The organism is Rothia nasimurium, assembly GCF_014217215.1.
Taxonomy (GTDB): domain Bacteria; phylum Actinomycetota; class Actinomycetes; order Actinomycetales; family Micrococcaceae; genus Rothia; species Rothia avistercoris.
On record NZ_CP056080.1, the window covers coordinates 1590580 to 1611052 of the forward strand.

Consider the following 20473-nt stretch of genomic DNA (forward strand, 5'->3'; position numbering starts at 1 on the left):
CGCAACACCGCCTGTGGTGTTGCGCCTGCATACGGGCACTAGAGGATACCGAGATTGTTCTTGAGTTCGTAGGGGGTTACTTCGGCGCGGAAGGCGTTCCAGTCGCGGCGCTTGTTGCGCAGGAACTGGTCAAAGACCTGCTCGCCGAGGGTTTCGGCCATGAACTCTGATTCTTCGGTGCGGTGGATAGCGTCGTGGAGAGAGGACGGCAGGGCGTGGTAGCCCATGGCGCGGCGTTCTGCGCTGGTCATTGCCGAGATGTCTTCGGTGACGGCGGCGCTGGGCAGCTCGTACTCGTTTTCGATGCCCTTCAGACCGGCTGCCAGGATGACGGCGTAGGCCAGGTAGGGGTTGGTAGCTGAGTCGATACCGCGGTACTCCATGCGGGCTGACTGCATCTTGTTGGGCTTATAAAGGGGAACCCGCACCAGGGCGGAGCGGTTGTTGTGCCCCCAGGAGACGTAGGAGGGGGCCTCGCCGCCGCCCCACAGGCGCTTGTAGGAGTTGACGAACTGGTTGGTGACCGAGGTGAACTCGGGAGCGTGGCGCAGGACGCCGGCGATAAAGTGCTTGGCGGTGCGAGAGAGCTGGTACTCAGCCCCTGCCTCAAAGAAAGCGTTGGTGTCGCCCTCGAAGAGGGAGAAGTGAGTGTGCATGCCGGAGCCTGCGTGCTCGGTGAAGGGCTTGGGCATGAAGGTGGCGTAGATACCCTGGGAGAGGGCAACTTCTTTGATCACGGTGCGGAAACTCATGATGTTATCGGCGGTCTGCAGGGCATCGGCGTGGCGCAGGTCGATTTCGTTCTGACCGGGGCCGGTCTCGTGGTGGGAGAACTCCACCGAGATGCCGATTTCTTCCAGGGTGGTCACTGCCTTACGGCGGAAGTCCTGCACCACGCCGCCGGGAGTATGGTCGAAGTAGCTTTCGGAGTCAACCGGTTCGGGGAAGCCGCTGGGGCCCAGTTCCTTTGACTTGAGCAGGTAAAACTCAATCTCGGGTGAGGTGTAGCAGGTAAAGCCCATACCCGCTGCCTTAGACAGCACGTTCTTGAGCACACCACGGGTATCTGAGGCACTAGGCTCCCCGTCGGGGGTGAGAATATCGCAGAACATACGGGAGGTCGGCTCTTCATCCCCTCGCCAGGGCAGCACCTGGAAGGTAGAGGGATCAGGCTGCAGCAGCATATCTGACTCGTACACGCGAGACAGGCCCTCAATCGATGAACCGTCAAAACCGATACCCTCGTCAAAGGCGCTCTCAACCTCCGCCGGTGCAATAGCAACAGACTTAAGCTGGCCCACCACATCGGTAAACCAGAGGCGGACGAAACGCACGTTGCGCTCTTCGATGGTGCGCAAAACGAATTCTTGCTGACGATCCATGTAACCTATCCGTTCATGTCTAAAGGTGGCGCCCGCACCCCGGTGGGCGGGCAAACGAATCCTTAGCATCAACTCTAGAACGTAACCGCCTTGCGTGCCCACCTGGCACGCTCTGCCCCCGGTAACAGTAACGTGTTTTAAACATTTCTTTCACCGACTGAGATAAAGCGGGCCCGCTCCGGTTGCGGTGCGCCTGCAGGCTACTAGAGTTAAAGCATGCTCAACGAAGAAACAGCACCCTACGGGTCCTCAACCCCCACCCCCGTCAACCCCCCTCAGGAAGGTGAGGCAAGCGTCCTCGCCGTCAAAAAGGTGCGCACCGTGCACCTGCAACAGGCCAAGGACGCCGGTGAAAAGTTCGCCATGCTCACCAGCTACGACGCCCTGACCGCCACCATCTTCGACCGGGCCGGTATCGAACTGCTACTCATTGGCGACTCTGCAGGCAACAATGTGCTGGGGCACGAATCAACCCTCACCATTACCGTTGACGAGATGATTCCCCTGGTCAAAGCTGTTTCTACCGCAGCCAAGCGAGCTATGGTCGTCGCTGACCTGCCCTTTGGCTCCTACGAGCAGTCCCCCGCCCAGGCCGTAGCAACCGCCGTGCGCTTCATGAAGGAAGGCGGAGCGCACGCGGTCAAGATGGAAGCCACCGCCCACCACGTAGACCACGTGCGCGCCATGGTTGCAGCGGGCATACCCGTGATGGCTCACATCGGCTTCACACCCCAGTCTGAACACGCCCTCGGCGGCTACCGGGTGCAGGGCCGCGACGGCGGTCAGGCACTCAAAGACACAGCCCTGGCCCTCGAAGAAGCCGGCACCTTCTGCCTGCTCATGGAAATGACCCGCTCCGATGTTGCCGCCGACATCGACGCCTCAGTGCGCATCCCCATCATCGGTATCGGGGCTGGCGCGGACGTCAGTGGGCAGGTGCTCGTCTGGCAGGACGCCTTCGGCCTGCGGCAGGGCAAGATGGCTCGCTTCGTCAAGCAGTACGCCAACCTCTACGACGCTCTGCTCGAAGGAGCAGCTGCCTACCGGGCAGACGTGCGCTCAGGCGCCTACCCGGCAGAAGAGCACCGATTCGACAGTTAAAAATTCTGCGTTGCCAAAAGTTAGGGAGGTAGCTAACCCGGGGCTCGCGCTCGCTACCGACCCTCTCACGGGTTCGCAAGCTGGCTCGCAAGCTCGCCAGATTCGCACCGAGATTTATTTTCCTCGCGCGCTCGGAATCTCGGTGCTCATCACCGACGATTCACGCCCCGCCTTACGGCGGATTCCGTTCGCTCGTATGTGCTGACGCACCCGCTCACTCCATCGAGCCAGCAGCTTCGCTGCGAGCCCGGGTCAGCTTTCTCAACGCTAGTGAAAAATTCCTTCCTTACCAGGTGTCCTTGCCCTCGTCCCATTCTTCGTTGCGCTTCTTCGCCTTCTCCATGGCCTGCTCTGCTTCTTCGCGGGTACTGAAGGGGCCCCAGAGCTCGGTGATTTTGGACTGCTGGCCCTCTTCGACCTGGCCAGTGCTCAGGTTATACCAGTACTGGGTGTCGTGGGGGCCGGGGGTGTAGTCGTTAAGTGACATTGTGCTGCCTTCTCTCTTATAGAATGTTGCACGCACCACTTTACGCCCGGTTAGGCAAAAGATACAGCTTTTGGCAACGCTCCTAGACGGGCCAGCCGGTGTGCAGCGGATAAGCTAGAAGGCATGTCGACATCATCTAACAGCCACAACCTCCCCGCTGAGCCGGGTAAAGCCCCCGTGGGCAACCTAACGCCCGGCGTCGTAGCCCCCATGCGCCCGGTACCAGCGCACATCGTCCGCCCCGAATACGTGGGCAAGCCCGAAGCCAACGAGGGTCAGGGTTCAAACTTCTACACCCCCGAAGAAGTAGAAAAGGTGCGGGCGGCCGGCAAAATTGCCGCTGGTGCCATCGTTGAAGCTGAAAAGATTGCTGTTCCCGGCACCACCACCAACGACATCGACGTCTTGGTGCACGAATACATCTGCGACCACGGGGCCTACCCCTCAACCGTTGACTACCGCGGCTTCACCAAGAGCGTGTGCACCTCGCTGAATGAGGTCATCTGCCACGGTATCCCCGACTCCACTGTGCTTGAAGACGGCGATATTCTCAACCTCGACGTGACCGCCTACCTGCACGATATGCACGGTGACACCAACCGCACCCTGCTCGTTGGGGATGTGGACGAAGAGTCCCGTCTGCTGGTTGAGCGCACCGAAGAGGCCCTGAACCGCGCCATGAAGGCGGTACGCCCCGGCCGTGAAATCAACGTCATCGGGCGCGTCATCGAAAAGTACGCCGCCCGCTTTGGTTACGGCGTGGTGCGTGACTTTACCGGTCACGGTGTGGGCCGTGAATTCCACTCCGGCCTGATTATCCCCCACTACGATGCGGCCCCTGCCTACAACACCGTCATCGAAGACGGCATGATTTTCACCATTGAACCCATGCTCACCCTGGGCACCATCGAATGGGATATGTGGGAGGACGACTGGACCGTCGTCACCCGCGATCGCAAGCGTACCGCCCAGTTTGAACACACCATGGTTGTCACCGCCGACGGCGTGGACATCCTTACCCTGCCCTAAACACCATCACTCTCAAAGGAGCGCTCATGACTGACGCAGTCACCCCCGAGGTCCCGGCACCTACCGCAGCTGACCTGGTTATCGGTATCGATATCGGAGGCACCGGCATGAAGGGCGGTATCGTTGATATCCGCACCGGCCAGCTGGTGGGCGAGCGCTTCCGCATCCCCACCCCACAGCCTGCCACCCCCGAGGCCTGCGCATCTGTGGTTCGTGAAATCGTTGATGAGCTGCAGGGCCGTGAGCTTGCTCCCCTGCCCGATGCGGCTATCGGTATCGACTTCCCCGCTATCGTGAAGAACGGTGTTACTCTATCTGCTGCGAATGTGCACGAGTCCTGGATTGGTGCTGACCTTGAGGGCATCATGAGCGAGGCCCTGGGCGGACGTACCGTCTACGCCCTGAACGACGCGGACGCTGCCGGCCTGGCTGAGGCTACCTACGGCCAGGGTAAGGACAAGGACGGCCTGATTGCCGTGATTACCCTGGGCACCGGTATCGGTTCAGCCCTCATTATCAACGGCCAGCTGATTCCGAACACCGAGCTGGGTCACCTTGAGATTGACGGCCACAACGCCGAATCTCGTGCATCAGCCCGTGCCCGTGAAATTCACGAGCTGTCCTGGAAGAAGTACGGTAAGCGTCTGCAGCGCTACTTCTCCCACGTGGAGTTCCTCTTCTCCCCCGACCTGTTCATCATCGGTGGTGGCATCTCGAAGAACCCCGAGAAGTTTATGCCCTATTTTGAGGATGAGATCCGCACCCCCATGGTCATGGCCCAGCTGCGGAACAACGCTGGCATTGTGGGTGCTGCCCTGTGGGCTGCTGGCCATCCCAGCGAACACGAGCGCCGCGCCGCCGCCCAGGGCTAGGCCCTACTAGCTCCCCATGATAAGGACGCCGCCCGCGCACCTTTCGTGCCGTAAGGCAGAAGGTGGGTGGGCGGCGTCCTCGCATATCCGCTATACCTGTGCTGAAAACACCTTGACCGTCTGAGCGCCCAGGGGGTGCTCAATCTCAGGGTCTGACGAGAGCTCAAATGCCCACTCAAGGCCCTGAGGGTGCTCAGGCAGTACAAGGTCGCGCTGGTCCCCTACGTTTACAACGACCAGCAGGTAGCCTAAGTCCTCATCTCCCAGCATCATCTGGAAGCCATCGAACCCTTCGCTGTGCCAGTCGGCTCCCTGGACAGGGCTGCCGTCAGTATGCCACCAGGTTACTCGGTCATCGTGTATAAAGGTGTTTTGCCGGAGCTGGACGAAGCGGCGACGCAGTTCGGTCAGGGCGGCAACGTAGGCGGTCAGGTCAGTATCTGCCTGCTGCCAGTCCAACCAGGTGATCTCGTTATCTTGGCAGTAGGCATTGTTGTTACCCAGCTGGCTGTTGCCAAGTTCGTCGCCCGCCAGTAGCATCGGCACGCCCTGGGCAAGCAGGAGCGTTGCCAGCAGAGCTCTGACGCGGCGGTCTCGGCGGCCGAGAAGAACGGGGTCATCGGTAGGGCCTTCGACGCCCAGGTTGTCACTGTGGTTATCGTTGTGCCCGTCCCGGTTATCTTCCCCGTTAGCCTCGTTGTGCTTATGGGCGTAGCTCACAAGGTCTTGCAGGGTAAAGCCGTCGTGAGCTGTGAGGAAGTTGATGGAGGCCGTAGCCGGACGGCCGTTATGGTCGAACCGGCCAGCGGTGCCCAAGAGGGCAGAAGCCAACAGCCCCATCGTGTCGGTGTCTTTGCGCCAAGCCCGGCGCACCCCATCGCGGAAGGAGTCGTTCCATTCCCGCCAGGGGTGGGGGAAGTGGCCCAGCTGGTAGCCACCGGGGCCGATATCCCAGGGCTCAGCAATCATCTTGAGAGAACGGAGCACGGGATCCTGGCTAACGGCCTGGAAGAAAGCCGCCTGCGCACTAAAGCCGGTCTCGGTTCTGCCCAGGGTGGTGGCCAGGTCAAAACGGAACCCGTCCACACCGTAGCGGGTGGCGAAATGACGGAGGGAGTCAAGCACCAGACGCAGGACGTGAGGGTTACGGACGGCTAGGGTGTTCCCGGTGCCGGTGTCGTTGGTGTAGCCGCCGTCGGTGTTGCGCAGGTAATAGCCTGCGTCGTTGAGACCCCTCATCGAAAGAATCGGCCCTTCGTCCCCGCCTTCGCCGCTGTGGTTGAAGACCACATCGAGGATTACCTCAATACCGTGTTCGTGCAGGGTGTGCACTGCCTCTCGAAATTCGATATCGGCTCGTTCACCGGCGCTGAGATTCCCTTCTTCCCGGTGGGAAGCGTAGCGGGGTTCAAGAGCTGAGAAACCGATGGGCTGGTAGCCCCAGTAGTTCGTGAGGTCTCGCTGCACCAGGTGCTGGTCGTCGATAAAGGCCTGCACCGGGAGCAGTTCAAGGGTGGTAATGCCCAGTGTGCGCAGGTGCTGGATGAGAGCAGGCTCTGCGAGAGCAGCGTAGCTGCCGCGCAGGTCGGGGGCGATATCGGGGTGCAGCTGAGTGAGCCCCTTGACGTGGGCCTCGTAGATAACGGTCTCGTCCCAGGGTACGGATGGTCGGTTGGACGCCGGGTCCGGGCCCTGGGGGTTATCGTCAAGAACGATTCCCTTAGGTACGACCGGGGCACTATCGCCCGGCGTATCTGCACTCATCAGGGGATCCCAGCGCAGCGGGGCCTCTAAGAGGCGGGCACTGGGGTAGATCAATAGTTTTTCTTCAGCAAAAGCAGGCGAATCGCCGGTAGCTCGGAAACCATAGCGGTCTCCCGGGTGTACACCGGCGATATCGCCTACCCAGTATTCGCCATCTTTACTGGTGAGCTCATGGCGGGTTTCGTGATTCTGGTTATCGAAAAGACAGAGCCAGACCCGGTGAGCTCCGGGTGCCCATACTTCAATTCTCATTCAATGAGAGTATCAAACATCCTTGCGTACTCGGCTGCTGATTTTTCCCAGCTGACCGTGGTGCTCATCGCTGTATGACGTAGCTTAAGCCAGGCTTCGGTATCAGCATAAAGGTCGATGGCACGGCCTAGAGCGAAGCTCAGGGCACCTACATCGATGACCCCTCCCAGACGGGCATCACCGAAGGTAAAACCGGTGGCGGTGCCGTTTTCTAGGTTCTCGGGGGTTGCGTCGGTGACGGTGTCCCGCAAGCCACCCGTAGCGGCCACCAGCGGAACTGCGCCGTAGCGCATACCGTACATCTGGGTGAGACCGCTAGGCTCAAAGCGGGAGGGCACCAGCACCACATCGCCGCCGGCGTACATACGGTGGCTCAGCCCCTCGTCGTACCCTAGACGCAGCCCAACGGCTCCCGGGTATCGGGCAGCAAGCTGGGTGAGCTCGTACTCGTAATGAGCATCGCCGGACCCGAGAATAGCTACTGCTCCTCCCCGATCGAGGAAGCCAGGCAGAGCATCAACCAGCAGGTCTATTCCCTTCTGGTGGGTCAAGCGGGTTACTACTACCGCCAGAGGCCCCGACGGAGCGTCAAGATCGAATTCATCGAGGAGACGTTGACGGTTAACGTCCTTATCAGCAGGGTTTGCCGCCGTGTAGGGTACGATAGCCGGGTCGGTTGCGGGGTCCCACACCTCGGTATCTACCCCGTTGATAATTCCCTCTAGCTCACCTCGATCGCGACGTGCTGCCACAACTCCCTCAAGGCCAAATCCGAAGTCGGGTGATGTGAGCTCCTGCGCGTAGCTGGGGCTCACCGTCGTCAGGCGCGACGCGTGCACCATGCCCGCCTTCAGGGTTGAGAGCAGGCCGTGGTACTCCAGGGAATCCGGGGTGAAATCCCAGGTGGGAAGGCGCAGATAATCCAGCTGATCAGCCCCTACAACCCCCTGGAAGGCAATGTTATGCACGGTCATCACGGTGGGCACCTGCGCACCGGCATACTTGAGATACGAGGGGGTTAGCCCTGCCTGCCAGTCGTGGGCATGCACCAGATCGGGCTTCCAACGGTCGCTAGTACCGTACTGGGCAATCTGAGAGGCAACCCACGAAAGAGCAGCGAAGCGGACGTGGTTATCCGGGTAATCTCTTCCGTCGGCAGAGTACGGGCCCCCGTCCCTGTTAAAGAGGTGGGGCGCATCGAGCAGAAGCACGTTGAGACCGTCAATAGTCCCACGAATAACGGCAGCCGGCCCGCCGAAAAGATCCTCGTCGCGCCAAACTCGGGTGCCGCGTCCTAGCCTCTCTAAGAGACCGGGGTAGGCAGGAAGCAGCACCTTACTCTTCCACCCAAAGGGCTCCAGGGCAGCAGGCAGAGCGCCCACCACATCCGCAAGACCCCCCGTTTTAATCAGTGGGGCACATTCCGAGGCAACCGAAAGAACACGTTTAACACGTCGTGCCATGTCTCTTCTACTTTCTTAGAGCTTCTTCACGCTGGTTCAGCATTTTTTGGGTAATCAGAGTTACCCCGCCCGGTGAAACGGTAAACCACTTCGCATCTTCTTCGGGGTTCTCGCCCACAACCAGGTCCTCAGGAATCGTAACATCACTATCAACCACGCACTTGGTCAGATGAGCGTTACGGCCGATATCGACGTGGGGCAGAATTACAGATTCAGTGACAGAAGCAAAAGAGTGAATACGGGCGCCGGTAAAGACCAGGGACTTCTCCACGCTTGCTCCCGAAATCACGCAGTCACCCGAGATGAGTGATTGCACCGCGGTACCGCGTCTGCCTCTCTCATTGTGAATGAACTTGGCGGGAGGGGTAATTTCAGCGTAGGTCCAAATCGGCCAGTTTCGGTCGTAGAAGTCAAGCGGCGGCTCAAAGTCAGTAAGGTCGATATTTGCCTGCCAGAAAGAGTCGATGGTGCCCACGTCTCGCCAGTAGGCGCGCTTTTCTAGGCCGCTGGTGATGCAGGAATCGCAGAAGCGGTGGGCAAAGGCCTTACCGTTCTCGACAATCTGGGGGATGATATCGTGCCCAAAGTCGTGGGATGAGGTTTCGCTAGCGGCGTCCTCAATCAGCTTCTCACGCAAGAAAGCCCAGTCAAAGATGTAGATGCCCATTGAAACCAGCGACTCATCGGGATTCTCGGGAGTTGAGGGAGGGTCGGCAGGTTTCTCAAGGAAGTCAACGATCTGGCTGTTTTCATCAACCGCCATAACGCCAAAAGCACTGGCTTCTTCACGGGGCACGGTCAGGCAGGCGATGGTGACATCAGCATTGGTTCGAACGTGCTGCTCAAGCATGATCGAGTAGTCCATCTTGTAGATATGGTCACCGGCCAGCACCACGATGTATTCCACATCGTAGTCATCAACGATGTCGATGTTCTGGTAGATAGCGTCAGCGGTACCCAGGTACCACTGGCTCTCTGAGACTCGCTGGCTAGCAGGCAGAATATCGAGATATTCGTTGCGCTCTGCTCTAAAGAAGCTCCAGCCACGCTGCATATGGCGGATCAGCGAGTGTGCCTTGTACTGGGTTGCAACCGCCATTTTGCGGATGCCCGAGTTGTAGGCGTTCGAGAGCGGGAAGTCGATGATACGGGCTTTACCGCCGAAGTGAACTGCGGGTTTAGACCGGCGGTCGGTGAGTTCCTCTAGTCGGGAGCCTCTGCCACCGGCTAGAACGAAGGCCATAGCCTGGCTGGCTAGGCGGTGCGGGGGTAGTGCCGTGCCCTGTGCGGTATCAGGCTGACTCATGGGTGGTGTCCTCTACAAAATAGATAACTGAAAGGGGAGGAAGTTTCAGGAGCGCAGATTGTGCTTCGGTACCCATGGGGACGGGTTCTGTTTCGATAGCACCTGCGTGCCCGCGGTCGCCGCCGTGGTAATGAGCGGAGTCTGTGTTGAGCGCTTCAAGCCAGCGCCCTGGCAGGGGGAAGGGAACTCGGTAGCCGTCGCGTTCTACCGGGGTTAGGTTCAGGACTACCACTACGTGGGGGTCGCCGTCCTCTCCCCTGCGAAGCCATGCGTAGACCTGCTCGTCAACTGCGTCGACGAGCAGCCACTGGAAGCCACGCCCGTCGCAGTCCCGCCGGTGCAGGGCGGGCTGGGAGCGGTAGAGGGAGTTGAGATCTCGAACCAGGTTCAGGACGCCCGCGTGCCCGGGGTCATCGAGCACGCCCCAGTCCAGCTCCCCCTGGTAGGCCCATTCGGAGGGCTGGCCAAATTCTTGGCCCATGAAGAGGAGCTTTTTACCGGGGTAGGCCCACATGTAGGCCAAGAAGGCTTTGAGATTACCCAGTTTTTCAGCGTGGCTACCGGGCATACGCCCGTAGAGGGAACCTTTACCGTGAACGACCTCATCGTGGCTAATGGGCAGCATGAAACGTTCGCTGAAGATATAGGTGAGCCCGAAGGTCAGCAGGTCGGAGTGATACTTACGGTAGACCGGGTCTAGACCGAAATATTTGAGTGAGTCGTTCATCCAGCCCAGGCTCCACTTGTAGTCAAAGCCCAGCCCGTTGTGTTCGGTACTGCGGGTAACCCCGGGGAAGGTCGTTGATTCTTCAGCGATCATGACGGCCCCGTCGCAGTGACGGTTGACGGCATCATTGGTGGTTTTCAGGAAGTCGATGGCCTCGTAGTTCTCTACGCCGCCGTCCTTATTCGGTACCCACTCGCCGTCCTTACGGGAGTAGTTGCGGTGAATCATCGATGCTACGGCGTCCACGCGCAGCCCGTCGAGGTGATATTCCTGCAGCCAGTACAGGGCATTAGACCGCAGATGGCCAGCCACTTCCGGTCGGCCGTAGTTATAAATCAGGGTGTTCCAGTCGGGGTGGTACCCCTCTTGAGGGTTCTGGTGTTCGTACAGGGCGGTACCGTCGAATCGAGCCAGGCCGTGGGCGTCCGCCGGGAAATGCCCGGGAACCCAGTCGGCGATGACGCCGATGCCGCGCTGGTGGGCGGCGTCCACAAAGGATTGGAAATCGCGGGGCAGGCCGTACCGCACCGTGGGGGCGTACATCCCCACAGGCTGGTAGCCCCAGGACCCGTCGAAGGGGTGCTCGGTAATCGGCAGAACCTCAATGTGGGTAAACCCTAGATCATCAACATAGTCGATGAGCTCACTCCAGCCCTCAGCCCGCCAGGAGCCGAGGTGAACCTCGTAAACGCTCACGGGGGCGTCCGACGCACCGGCCTGCTCCCGGGTAGCCAACCACTGAGCGTCCTGCCAGGTGTGCGCGTCGATATCGCGCACAACCGACGCCGTAGCGGGCGGAAGCTCGGCCCCGAACCCTACGGGGTCAGCTTTGAGGGGAAGGACGGTGCCATTCGCATCGACGATCTCGTACTTGTAGACTGTTCCTTCCTCAAGCCCGGGGATAAAAATTTCCCAGATGCCCGTTGAGCCGCGGGACCGCATGGGGTGGGCGGTGCCGTTCCAGTCATTGAAAGAACCTACCACCGATACCCGGAAGGCGTTCGGTGCCCAGACCGCAAAGTGCACACCGGGGACCTTCTCGTGCTCCATCAGGTGGGCTCCTAAGGCGCGCCACAGCTGCTCGTGGCGGCCTTCAGCCAGCAGGTACTCGTCCATATCGCCCAGGACGGGGCCGAAACGGTAGGGGTCTTCCCACTCGATCTGCTGGCCGCTGGGCCACTCGATACGCAGCCGGTAGTAGGGAACAGACTCCCCCTCGAAAACCGGTAGGTCGTCAACGACACGAAGCAACTCGCGCTGATCGGTGTCGTTGACAGCCCAGATACGCTGGGCACCGGGGACGAGGGCGACTACCAGGCTTCCATCTTCACTGGGGCCAAGAGCCCGAAAAGGATCCCGGTGCTTCCCCGCAGCTAGTGTGCGGGCTTCTGTTTCTGTGATACTCATACGATTCTCTTGCCTCCAGTGAAGATCGGGTGTCAGCTACAGGGCTGAGTCGATGCCCCACACTTCGGTCATGTATTCACGCACTGAACGGTCAGAGCTGAAGTAACCCATACGGGCGATGTTCAGAACTGCCATGCGCTGCCAGCGTTCGGTGTCTCGGTAGGCTTCTTCGACCTCCTGCTGGGCACGGTCATAGTCGTCAAAGTCAGAGGCAACCAGGAACCAGTCGCCGTTCCACATGTTGTCGACGATATGGCCGAAACGGTAGGGCTCATCGGGGCTAAAGGTACCCTCAGCTACCGCCTGCAGGATGTCGCGCAGAGCCTGGCTCACTTCGATAGCGGCCCGTGAGTGGCCGGGCTGGGCACGACGCTGGGCAACTTCCTCGGTGGTCAGGCCAAAGAGGAAGAAGTTTTCTGCGCCCACATGCTCACGAATCTCAACGTTCGCGCCATCGAGAGTACCGATGGTGAGGGCACCGTTGAGGGCAAACTTCATGTTGCCGGTACCGGATGCCTCCATACCTGCAGTCGAAATCTGCTCCGATAGGTCGGAGGCAGGAATCAGACGCTCCGCCATCGAAACGTTGTAGTTGGGAGGGAAGACGATGCGCAGCAGGTGGTTGGTCTCAGGGTCATTGTTGACGACCTCAGCCACATCGTTGATGAGCTTAATGATGTCCTTGGCGGTGTGGTAGCTGGGAGCTGCCTTACCACCAAAGATTTTGACGCGGGGTACCCAACCGGCATTGGGGTCACGCTTGATGCGCTGGTAGTGGGCAATAGTCCACATGATGTTCAGCAGCTGGCGCTTGTACTCGTGCATGCGCTTGACCTGCGAATCAAAAAGGGAGTCCACCGGCAGCTCAATGCCGTGTTCTTCCTGCATCCAGTCCACAAAGCGCTGTTTGGCTGCCTTCTTGCTTTCACCAAAGGCCTTGAGGAAGGCAGGATCATCGGCGTAGGGTTCCAGCTCCTTCAGGCGCTCAAGGTCGGTCTCCCAGCCCTCACCGATGGTCTCGGTGATGAGCTGTGCCAGGGCAGGGTTAGCCAGTTTGAGCCAGCGACGAGGGGTGATGCCGTTCGTGATGTTGACGATGCGATCAGGGTGCAGGGCATCGTGCACGGGGAACAGCTCGGTACGCACCAGATCGGTGTGCAGGGCTGATACGCCGTTGACGCGGTGGCTGGTGGTAAAGGCCAGGTCACCCATATTGACCTGGTCGCCTGAAATCAGGCGGGCAGGGTGGGGTGAGCCTGCCTGAAGCTCCACGAACTTCTGGTCAAGACGTTCGATAATTTGCAGGTGGCGGGGCAGCACATGGCGCATGAGCCCTACGGTCCAGCGCTCCAGCGCTTCGGGAAGCAGGGTGTGGTTGGTGTAGCCGAGTACCCGGGTAGCCAGGTCAGCGGCACGGTCAAAGTCGAAGCCGTGCTCATCGACCAGAATACGGATGAGCTCCGGACCAGCAATTGCCGGATGGGTATCGTTCATCTGGATAGCAACGTGGCGGTCAAGGTTCTCGAGGGAGTCATGACCCACCAGGTGGCGGCGAACGATATCTTGAACGGACGCTGAAGTCAGGAAGTATTCCTGAGATAGGCGCAGCTGCTTACCGCCGTCGGTGGTGTCGTTGGGGTAGAGCACGCGGCTGAGACTGCGGGCTAGAGCTTCGGGCTCAGCAGCGGCGGTGAAGTCACCGGCGTTGAAGCGACCGAGGTCAAAGAGATCTGCGTTGGGAGTTGCTGCCCACAGACGCAGGGTGTTGGCCCAGGTGGCTCCGTAGCCTACCACGGGGGTGTCAAAGGCCTGGGCCTGTACGTGAGTACCGGGGCTCCAGCGCAGCACACCGTTTTCTTCGTAAATCTCGCCGCCAAAGCCTACTCCGTAGACAGATTCGGGGCGGTCAAAGTCCCAGGGGTTACCGTGGGCAAGCCAGTTCTCGGGGTTTTCCTGCTGACGGCCATTCTCAAATGACTGCTCAAAGAGGCCGTGCTCATACCGCAGGCCGTAGCCGTAGGCGGGGCAACCCACCGTAGCCATGGACTCAAGGTAGCAGGCAGCAAGGCGGCCCAAGCCGCCGTTGCCGAGCGCGGCGTCCGGCTCTTCATCAGCAACCGCGTTGAAGTCGATATCGAATTCAGCCAGAGCCTCAACGGCAATGTCGCGCACGCCGAGGTTGATAGCCAAATCCTCCATGAGCCTGCCAATGAGGAACTCCATGGAAAGGTAATAAACGCGCTTGCGATCTTCTTCCCACGTGCGGCGTGTGGAGTTGAACCAGGGTTCAACGGCAAGATCTCGCAGGGTATGCGAAAGGGCAATCCGCCAGTCGTAGGCGGTGGCATGCTTCGGGTCCTTACCAGCGGTAAACCGTAGGTGCTGCAAGAGCGAGGAGCGGAAGCTTGCTACTGATGGTTCGGGGCGATTGTGTTCTGCCATACACCCCATATTAGTGTTCAGTTTTTAACAACTGTGGGGTACACAACACGAAACGCCGATAATTTTAACAACCATCTCTAGCTATGAGACACATCTACATTCAGAGTCATACACCGTAGAGATTTTTAACTATTTACGCTAGACAGACGGTGGTTTTTCGGCGCAAGCGGTCTGGAAATTTCAGACCTCCGCCTTCCCCTGTGGAGCCCCTCCTACCTACAAGAGGGTGGGCTGCTCCCCCTCGTCCGCCCCCGCCTCGCGCAGCGCTGCGATAGCCCGCTCAAAGTCATCGAGCGACTCAAAAGCCTGATAGACGCTGGCAAAACGCAGGTAGGCAACGGTATCCAGCTTCGATAGGGGCTCAAGAATAGACAGCCCTACCTCATGGGCGTCGATCTCAGCAATACCCTTCGCACGAATCGCCTCTTCGACTTCCTGCGCTAGCTTAGCCAGGTCGTCCTCCCCCACGGGGCGCCCTTGGCATGCCTTACGCACGCCAGAGACAATCTTGGCCCGGTCAAAGGGTTCGGTCACGCCGCTTCTCTTGATGACCGAAACAGCGGTAGTTTCGACGGTGGTGAACCGTTTTCCGCAGTTGCTGCACTGGCGGCGGCGGCGAATTGCGGAATTGTCATCGGTGGTTCGCGAGTCAACTACCTTTGAGGTGGAATTACGGCAGAAGGGGCAATTCATGTGGTTCCTCCTAGCGTGGTTCTAGCTGTTGTTAGCGGCGGCTGAGCCGGTACGCGCGGTGATGGCCTCACCGTGGGCGGGAAGGTCTTCGTCGTGGGCAACCGCGACAATGGCATCACCAATCTCAGCCAGGGCGCTCTGACTGTAGTTGATCAGCTGCACAGCCTTCATAAAGACGGTGGTGTTGAGCCCCGATGCGTAGGCAGCTGAACCGCCGGTGGGCAGGACGTGGTTGGACCCTGCCGCGTAATCGCCCAGGGGCACCGGCGAATAGGGGCCGATGAAGATCGCACCGGCGTTGCGCACCCGACCGGCCACCTCTTCTGCCTTCTCGGTATGGATTTCAAGGTGCTCTGCAGCGTAGGCGTCGGCTACCGCGATTGAAGCTTCGAGGCTGTCGGTGAGCACTACGCCGGACTGGGGGCCGGTCAGGGCAGTGGCCACGCGCTCGCTGTGCTTGGTCGCAGCGGCTCGTTGATTGATGGCGTCCTGCACGGCGGCGGCGAGGGTAGGGCTGTGAGTGATGAGGACGGACCCGGCGTTGGGGTCGTGTTCGGCCTGGGAAATCAGGTCAGCGGCAACGTAGTCGGGGTTAGCGGTGTCGTCGGCAATGACGGCGATTTCGGTAGTTCCGGCTTCGCCATCCACCCCCACGACGCCCTGCAGGGATCGCTTAGCCATGGCGACAAAGATGTTGCCGGGGCCGGTGATGGTATCGACAGGTTCAAGTACTTCGCCGGCGTCGTTCAGCCCGTAGGCCATAGCGCCCAGAGCACCGGCGCCGCCGATGGCCCAGACTTCGGTGATACCCAGCAGTCCGGCTGCACCCAGGATGGTGGGGTGGGGCAGGCCGTCGAATTCTTTCTGGGGCGGGGTGCAGAGCACGATGGAGCCGACGCCTGCTGCCTGGGCGGGTACGGTGTTCATGATGACCGATGAGGGGTAGACGGCCAGGCCGCCGGGCACGTACACGCCGGCGCGGCGCACGGGGGTCCAGCGGTTGGTGAGGACGGCCCCGGGGGCAACTTCGATGGTCTGGTCGGCGGGGCGCTGGGCGGCTGCAAAAGCACGGGTGCGCTCGATGGCGATTTCTAGGCCCTTGCGGACGCCCGGGTCGAGGTTCTCAACCGCCCGGTCGATAGCACTCTGCGGTACGCGCAGGGCGCCCTGCGCTACTCCATCGAAACGGGCGGAGAGTTCTCGCAGGTAGTCAGCCCCGCGGTCCTGGACGTTCTCGAGGATTTCGTGCACGGTAGTGAGCGCATTGCCCACGAACTCTGTGGTCTGGCGCGGGACGATACGGCGCAGCTCAGCGTAGGAGTGGTTGCTGCCGCGCAGGTCGATGGTGCGCAGGGTGAAGTCTGCAGGTGCAGTGGAGTTCTGGGTGTTGTCTGTTGTGCTCACTCTTTGATTTTAACGCGGTCGTCAAGCCGCTGCGGGTTAGGCCTGTGGGTTTTCCGGCTGGTGAGATTCTGCCGCCTTGAGTTTTTCTGCTGCGGCCTGCCAGCCGGGCGGACGCTTGCGGGCGGGCAGGGACTCGACCACGGTGAGGTAGGACTCGGCGATGAGCTCGGCTAGCAGCTCGCCGGTCACATCTGGGTGGGGCACGAGGTTCAAGCTTAGTGGTCACTCTTCTTTATGGTGAAGCAGGCTCACGCTCGCTGCCGACCCTCTCGCCTGGTTCACCTACCCTTAATGAATAATCCTCACTATTTCCCAGGTGATTAACTCCGGGGCGGGAGCTTGGTCAGGTCGCGGCCAGGGTCATCGCGGAGCATCCGCAGTCGTCGTGTCATTGAGTCTTGGTCTGCAGTTTTCCGCTCAAATAGCTGTTGGATCGCAAGGTTCGTCGAGACCACCCACTGGGTGAGTGTGATGTAGAGCATGGGCCCACGCCGCACACCACGCTTGAAAGACTCCATGCCCGTAACGTGGGGGGATTTCATAATCGAAAAACGCTGCTCAGTAAGAGCACGGGCTGTCTCATAGTAGGGTGGGGCTGGTTTGGGTGTGTTATTAGGCGCTCAGCGCCTCCTTTGTGGCATCGGTGGCGGATACCTCTTCCGCGTTGCCCTCCTTGCGGGTGGGTCGCAGCAGGAGCATGGCTATGGCGATGACGATCAGGACGCTAGCTTCGTGGACGAGCATGCCAATCGACATGGTCACTCCGCCGAGCAGCACACCGACCAGCAGGATCGCGACAGTCAGCAAAGCGATGGCGATATTGATCCTCATCGTGTTGACCGTGCGCTTGGCCAGGCCCAGAGCGTAGGGCAGACGCTGCAGTTTATCGGCCATCAGCGCAATATCGGCGGTCTCGATCGCCGCAGGTGAGCCAGCGGCCCCCATGGCCACACCGATGTCGGCCTGGGCAAGTGCCGGGGTGTCGTTGACGCCGTCGCCGATCATGGCCACGGTGTGGCCCTGAGCCTGGAGTTCACGCACAATCTCGAGTTTGTCCTCGGGCATCAGTTCCGCGCGGATCTCGTCGACCCCGAGTTCCGAGCCCACGTTGCGGGCCACCCGCTCCGCGTCACCGGTGGCCATGATCACGCGCACGCCCTTGTCGTGCAACGACTGGATGGCGGCCGGGGCGTCATCACGGATGGTGTCCGCGACGGCGACGATACCGATAGCGCTACCGTTGACACCGACGTGCATAGCGGTCTTACCCTGGTCATTGAGTTCGAGGATACGGGCGATATCCGGGGTGTGATCGAGCAGGTCGGCGGAACCGACGGCGACGGTATGGTGGTCGACCTTCGCGATGATGCCCTTGCCAGTAACCGGTGTAGCTTTCTCGACCATCTCGATGGTCAGGCCCTTGTTCTCCGCACCGCGGATGATCGCCTGGGCCAGGGGGTGCTCGGAGGCGGTTTCGGCACGCGCAGCCAGGACCAGCACCTCATCTGCCGAGTAGGAGTCATCCAGAACATCGACGTTGGTCAGCTCGGGGCGCCCGTTAGTCAAGGTGCCGGTCTTGTCGGCAACCACAGTATCGACCTTCGCGGAGGTCTCCAGGTATTCGCCCCCCTTGATGAGTACCCCGTCCTTGGCGGAGCGTCCGATACCGGCGACAATCGAGACCGGGATGGAAATGACCAGCGCCCCGGGGCAGGCGATGACCAACAGGGTCAGGGCTAGTTCCACGTTCCAGGTGAGCAGCCCGACCACCAGCGCGGCGACCATGACACCAGGGGTGTAGTACTTCGAGAATTTCTCCAAAAACGTCTGGGTTTTCGCCTTGTCGTCCTGAGCATCCTCGACGCGGTGGATGATCTTGGCCAGGGTGGAGTCCGACCCGATACCAATGGTTTCAATCCGCAGCACCCCGGAGCGCAGCCAGGTGCCGGCGAAGACCTCCGAGGCTTGGGTCTTCTCGGCGGGCAGGGATTCACCGGTGATGGTGGCCTCATCCACCCCGCCGTGACCGGAGATGACCCGCCCGTCGACGGGAATCTGCTCACCGTTTTTCACGAGCACAACATCACCGGGGACCAGCTCCCAGATCTCGACGGTCTCGGTGACACCATCCTCGCCCAGCTTGGTGGCGGTTTCCGGGGCGGTGTCCACCAGATCCGACAGTGCCTTGCGGGTGCGGTTCATCGTTGCCCTCTCCAGAGCCTTGCCCAGGGCGAACAGGAAAGTGACAGCGGCTGATTCCCAGTAGTTGTTGATGAACAGCGCACCGATAGCGGCAACGATGACCAGCAGGTCAATCGAAATCATCTTAATCCGCAGGGCCTGGAACGCGGAGACGGCGATCTGCCAACCGGCGACCACCGCGGCGGCGATCATGAATCCGTCCGAGAGCCACCCGACGGGAGTGAGCCAGGACAGGATAATCAACAGTCCTGAGACGGCGGTGACGCCCCAGGTTTTCCAGGTCTTCATGATGGGTATCCTTTACGTGTGAGAAGGTTGTGTTCTTGTGACACTTCTTAAGTTAGAAACAATCCGGGGAAGGTTCCTTGATGCGGATCAATCAATCCTGAAAAGCCTCTGAACTGGCCGAAAGCATCTGTGATCTTTGGGGGAAGTCATTGAAAAGCCCGCCGGCACGGTGCTGGTGCAGGCGGGCTGAGGGGGGGTGTGAGCAGTCTAGATTGCAGAGGGCTTGGCGGTGTAGCCGACCTCGGCTACCGCTGTGACCAGGTCGCGGACGGAGACCTTCTGTGAGTCGTGGGTGACCAGGATGCGGCCGGAGGAGAACTTCACCTCGGCGGACTTCACGCCGTCCAGGCCGTTCAGCTTGTTTTCGATCTTGGCGATACAGCTCGGGCAGGTGAACTCATCGGAGCGCAACGTGGTGTTCTTAAGCGTGATCGGAGTGGTCATCGCAACCAGGTCCTTTCATCTTTTATCGTCATATTCTTGTGCTTGCACCTTTTAAGATACGGCTGAACCCGAGCTAAGTCTTTGACCTGGATCAAAGAACGCCAAAGCTCTCCTGCCAGGAATTTCCTGCGCAGGAGAGCGGGTGTGAATGCTTTAGGGTCCGGTAATCAGGTCGGTCAGGGCCTGGTGGTCGGTAATGGCGATCCATTCGCGGCCGGAGTCGATGACACCGGTTTTCTTCATCTTCGACAGTGCCCGGGAGGCGGACTCAACGGTGGTGCCTGCCATACCCGCAACGTCATCGCGGCGCAGGCGCACCTGCAGCAGGCGGGAACCGTCTCGTCGAGTCTCACCCAGTGTGGTGTCCAGGTGCTGGAGAACGGCAGCCACGCGCTGCTCGACAGTCAAGGTCGCTTGGGCAGTCTGACGGTTCCGGGACTGGGTCAATTGGTCTTGCTGCATCCGCATTATCGCCAACGCCACCTGGGGATAAGCCTCCACGACCTCGGCCAGGGCTTCGGCGGGCAGGTAGAGTGCGCAGGTGGTCTCCATCGCCCAGACTGAGTCCATGGCCGGGGAGCTGTGGGTGTGCAGCGGGCCGATGACATCCCCGGGAACGGCGATGTCGACGGTGATCTCCCGGCCGTCGATGGTGTCCCGGACGACCCGTGCTCGACCGGAGGCGACCATGTAGCTGCCTTGGGCCTGCTCGCCGGCCAGGATGATGGGCTCTCCCGCCGCCCAGGCCCAGGAGGTTAGATGCTGGTCAAGCTCCCTGTGCTGTTGTGGGTTTAGCTCCTTGGTCAGCGGGGAACGGGCCAGGACCTGCATGCGCACGTCCAGGGAGCAGCGGTGGGGCTGAGCACAGGTGTGTCGGACGGGATTGCGAACCATTCACCCCATGGTATCAAACCTGGAGAGTAATGACCGCGGAGGACACCACGAGATGTCCGAACTGCACTACCACTTCGACGGAGACTGCTCCCTCCAGGGCACTGAGGGTGGCCTGGTTCCGCCATGGCAAGCGACACCGACCTGAACAGCAAGAATGGACCTGCGCGATAAGACCCCCCATGTCAGTGGAGTCTCATCGCGATCACTACTTTCACTCATTGATCCACGTCATGGTCTCCCCGTGATCTTCTTCCTACCGTGAAGCGCGAGAGTGTCTGATGGTTTGTGTGTGGGTACCTCACCCGCATAAGGAGAT

General features: G+C 60.3%; 16 protein-coding genes. 3 read left to right on the forward strand and 13 right to left on the reverse strand.

What is annotated here, in order from left to right; genetic code table 11:
* Window positions 1–38: 38 nt before the first annotated feature.
* Complete coding sequence (gene glnA / locus HWU94_RS07280) at window positions 39–1382, reverse strand: type I glutamate--ammonia ligase (RefSeq protein ID WP_185173132.1); 1344 nt, start codon at window positions 1380–1382, stop codon at window positions 39–41.
* 216 nt (window positions 1383–1598) lie between these two features.
* On the opposite strand from glnA, the gene panB reads away from it, so the two are divergent.
* The gene (gene panB / locus HWU94_RS07285; RefSeq protein WP_185173133.1) at window positions 1599–2483 is read left to right on the forward strand and encodes a 3-methyl-2-oxobutanoate hydroxymethyltransferase; all 885 of its coding nucleotides are present in this window, start codon (window positions 1599–1601) and stop codon (window positions 2481–2483) included.
* 286 nt (window positions 2484–2769) lie between these two features.
* Here panB and HWU94_RS07290 read toward each other — a convergent pair whose 3' ends face one another.
* On the reverse strand, window positions 2770–2970 hold the full coding sequence (locus HWU94_RS07290) for an SPOR domain-containing protein (RefSeq protein WP_185173134.1): 201 nt from the start codon (window positions 2968–2970) through the stop codon (window positions 2770–2772).
* A gap of 123 nt (window positions 2971–3093) precedes the next feature.
* Here HWU94_RS07290 and map point away from each other — a divergent pair, with 123 nt between their 5' ends.
* Together map and ppgK are read left to right on the forward strand one after the other, a co-directional pair.
* A complete protein-coding gene (gene map, locus HWU94_RS07295; RefSeq protein ID WP_185173135.1) occupies window positions 3094–3999 on the forward strand; it encodes a type I methionyl aminopeptidase in 906 nt (301 codons plus the stop codon).
* A gap of 26 nt (window positions 4000–4025) precedes the next feature.
* The gene (gene ppgK, locus HWU94_RS07300; protein WP_185173136.1) at window positions 4026–4871 is read left to right on the forward strand and encodes a polyphosphate--glucose phosphotransferase; all 846 of its coding nucleotides are present in this window, start codon (window positions 4026–4028) and stop codon (window positions 4869–4871) included.
* Window positions 4872–4961: 90 nt separating this feature from the next.
* Here ppgK and glgX read toward each other — a convergent pair whose 3' ends face one another.
* The 11 genes from glgX to HWU94_RS07355 all read right to left on the reverse strand — a co-directional run bounded on the left by glgX (window position 4962) and on the right by HWU94_RS07355 (window position 20157).
* Entirely contained in the window at window positions 4962–6887 is a 1926-nt protein-coding gene (gene glgX / locus HWU94_RS07305; RefSeq protein WP_185173137.1) for a glycogen debranching protein GlgX, read from the reverse strand.
* Window positions 6884–8350 carry a glycogen synthase GlgA gene (gene glgA, locus HWU94_RS07310; protein ID WP_185173138.1) on the reverse strand — a complete coding sequence of 489 codons (1467 nt, stop codon included), beginning with the start codon at window positions 8348–8350 and terminating at the stop codon, window positions 6884–6886. The genes glgX and glgA overlap by 4 nt, the downstream gene beginning before the upstream one ends.
* A gap of 7 nt (window positions 8351–8357) precedes the next feature.
* Window positions 8358–9656: a glucose-1-phosphate adenylyltransferase gene (glgC, locus tag HWU94_RS07315; protein WP_185173139.1), complete on the reverse strand. Its 1299-nt coding sequence runs from the start codon at window positions 9654–9656 to the stop codon at window positions 8358–8360.
* Entirely contained in the window at window positions 9643–11790 is a 2148-nt protein-coding gene (gene glgB / locus HWU94_RS07320; RefSeq protein ID WP_185173140.1) for a 1,4-alpha-glucan branching protein GlgB, read from the reverse strand. Before glgB ends, glgC begins: the two co-directional genes overlap by 14 nt.
* Window positions 11791–11826: 36 nt before the next feature.
* Window positions 11827–14232, reverse strand: coding sequence for a glycogen/starch/alpha-glucan phosphorylase (locus HWU94_RS07325; protein WP_185173141.1), 2406 nt, complete (start codon window positions 14230–14232; stop codon window positions 11827–11829).
* Between the two features lie 216 nt (window positions 14233–14448).
* On the reverse strand, window positions 14449–14925 hold the full coding sequence (gene nrdR, locus HWU94_RS07330; RefSeq protein WP_135011358.1) for a transcriptional regulator NrdR: 477 nt from the start codon (window positions 14923–14925) through the stop codon (window positions 14449–14451).
* 21 nt (window positions 14926–14946) lie between these two features.
* Window positions 14947–16329: a histidinol dehydrogenase gene (gene hisD, locus HWU94_RS07335; RefSeq protein WP_185173142.1), complete on the reverse strand. Its 1383-nt coding sequence runs from the start codon at window positions 16327–16329 to the stop codon at window positions 14947–14949.
* Window positions 16330–16365: 36 nt separating this feature from the next.
* A complete protein-coding gene (locus HWU94_RS07340; protein WP_185173143.1) occupies window positions 16366–16542 on the reverse strand; it encodes a hypothetical protein in 177 nt (58 codons plus the stop codon).
* Between the two features lie 399 nt (window positions 16543–16941).
* Window positions 16942–18819, reverse strand: a complete 1878-nt coding sequence (locus HWU94_RS07345; protein ID WP_185173144.1) for a cation-translocating P-type ATPase — start codon at window positions 18817–18819, stop codon at window positions 16942–16944.
* A gap of 207 nt (window positions 18820–19026) precedes the next feature.
* Window positions 19027–19263 carry a heavy-metal-associated domain-containing protein gene (locus tag HWU94_RS07350; RefSeq protein ID WP_185173145.1) on the reverse strand — a complete coding sequence of 79 codons (237 nt, stop codon included), beginning with the start codon at window positions 19261–19263 and terminating at the stop codon, window positions 19027–19029.
* 153 nt (window positions 19264–19416) lie between these two features.
* Window positions 19417–20157 (reverse strand): Crp/Fnr family transcriptional regulator, encoded by a 741-nt coding sequence (locus HWU94_RS07355; RefSeq protein ID WP_185173146.1) that lies wholly within the window; start codon window positions 20155–20157, stop codon window positions 19417–19419.
* Between the last annotated feature and the right edge of the window lie 316 nt (window positions 20158–20473).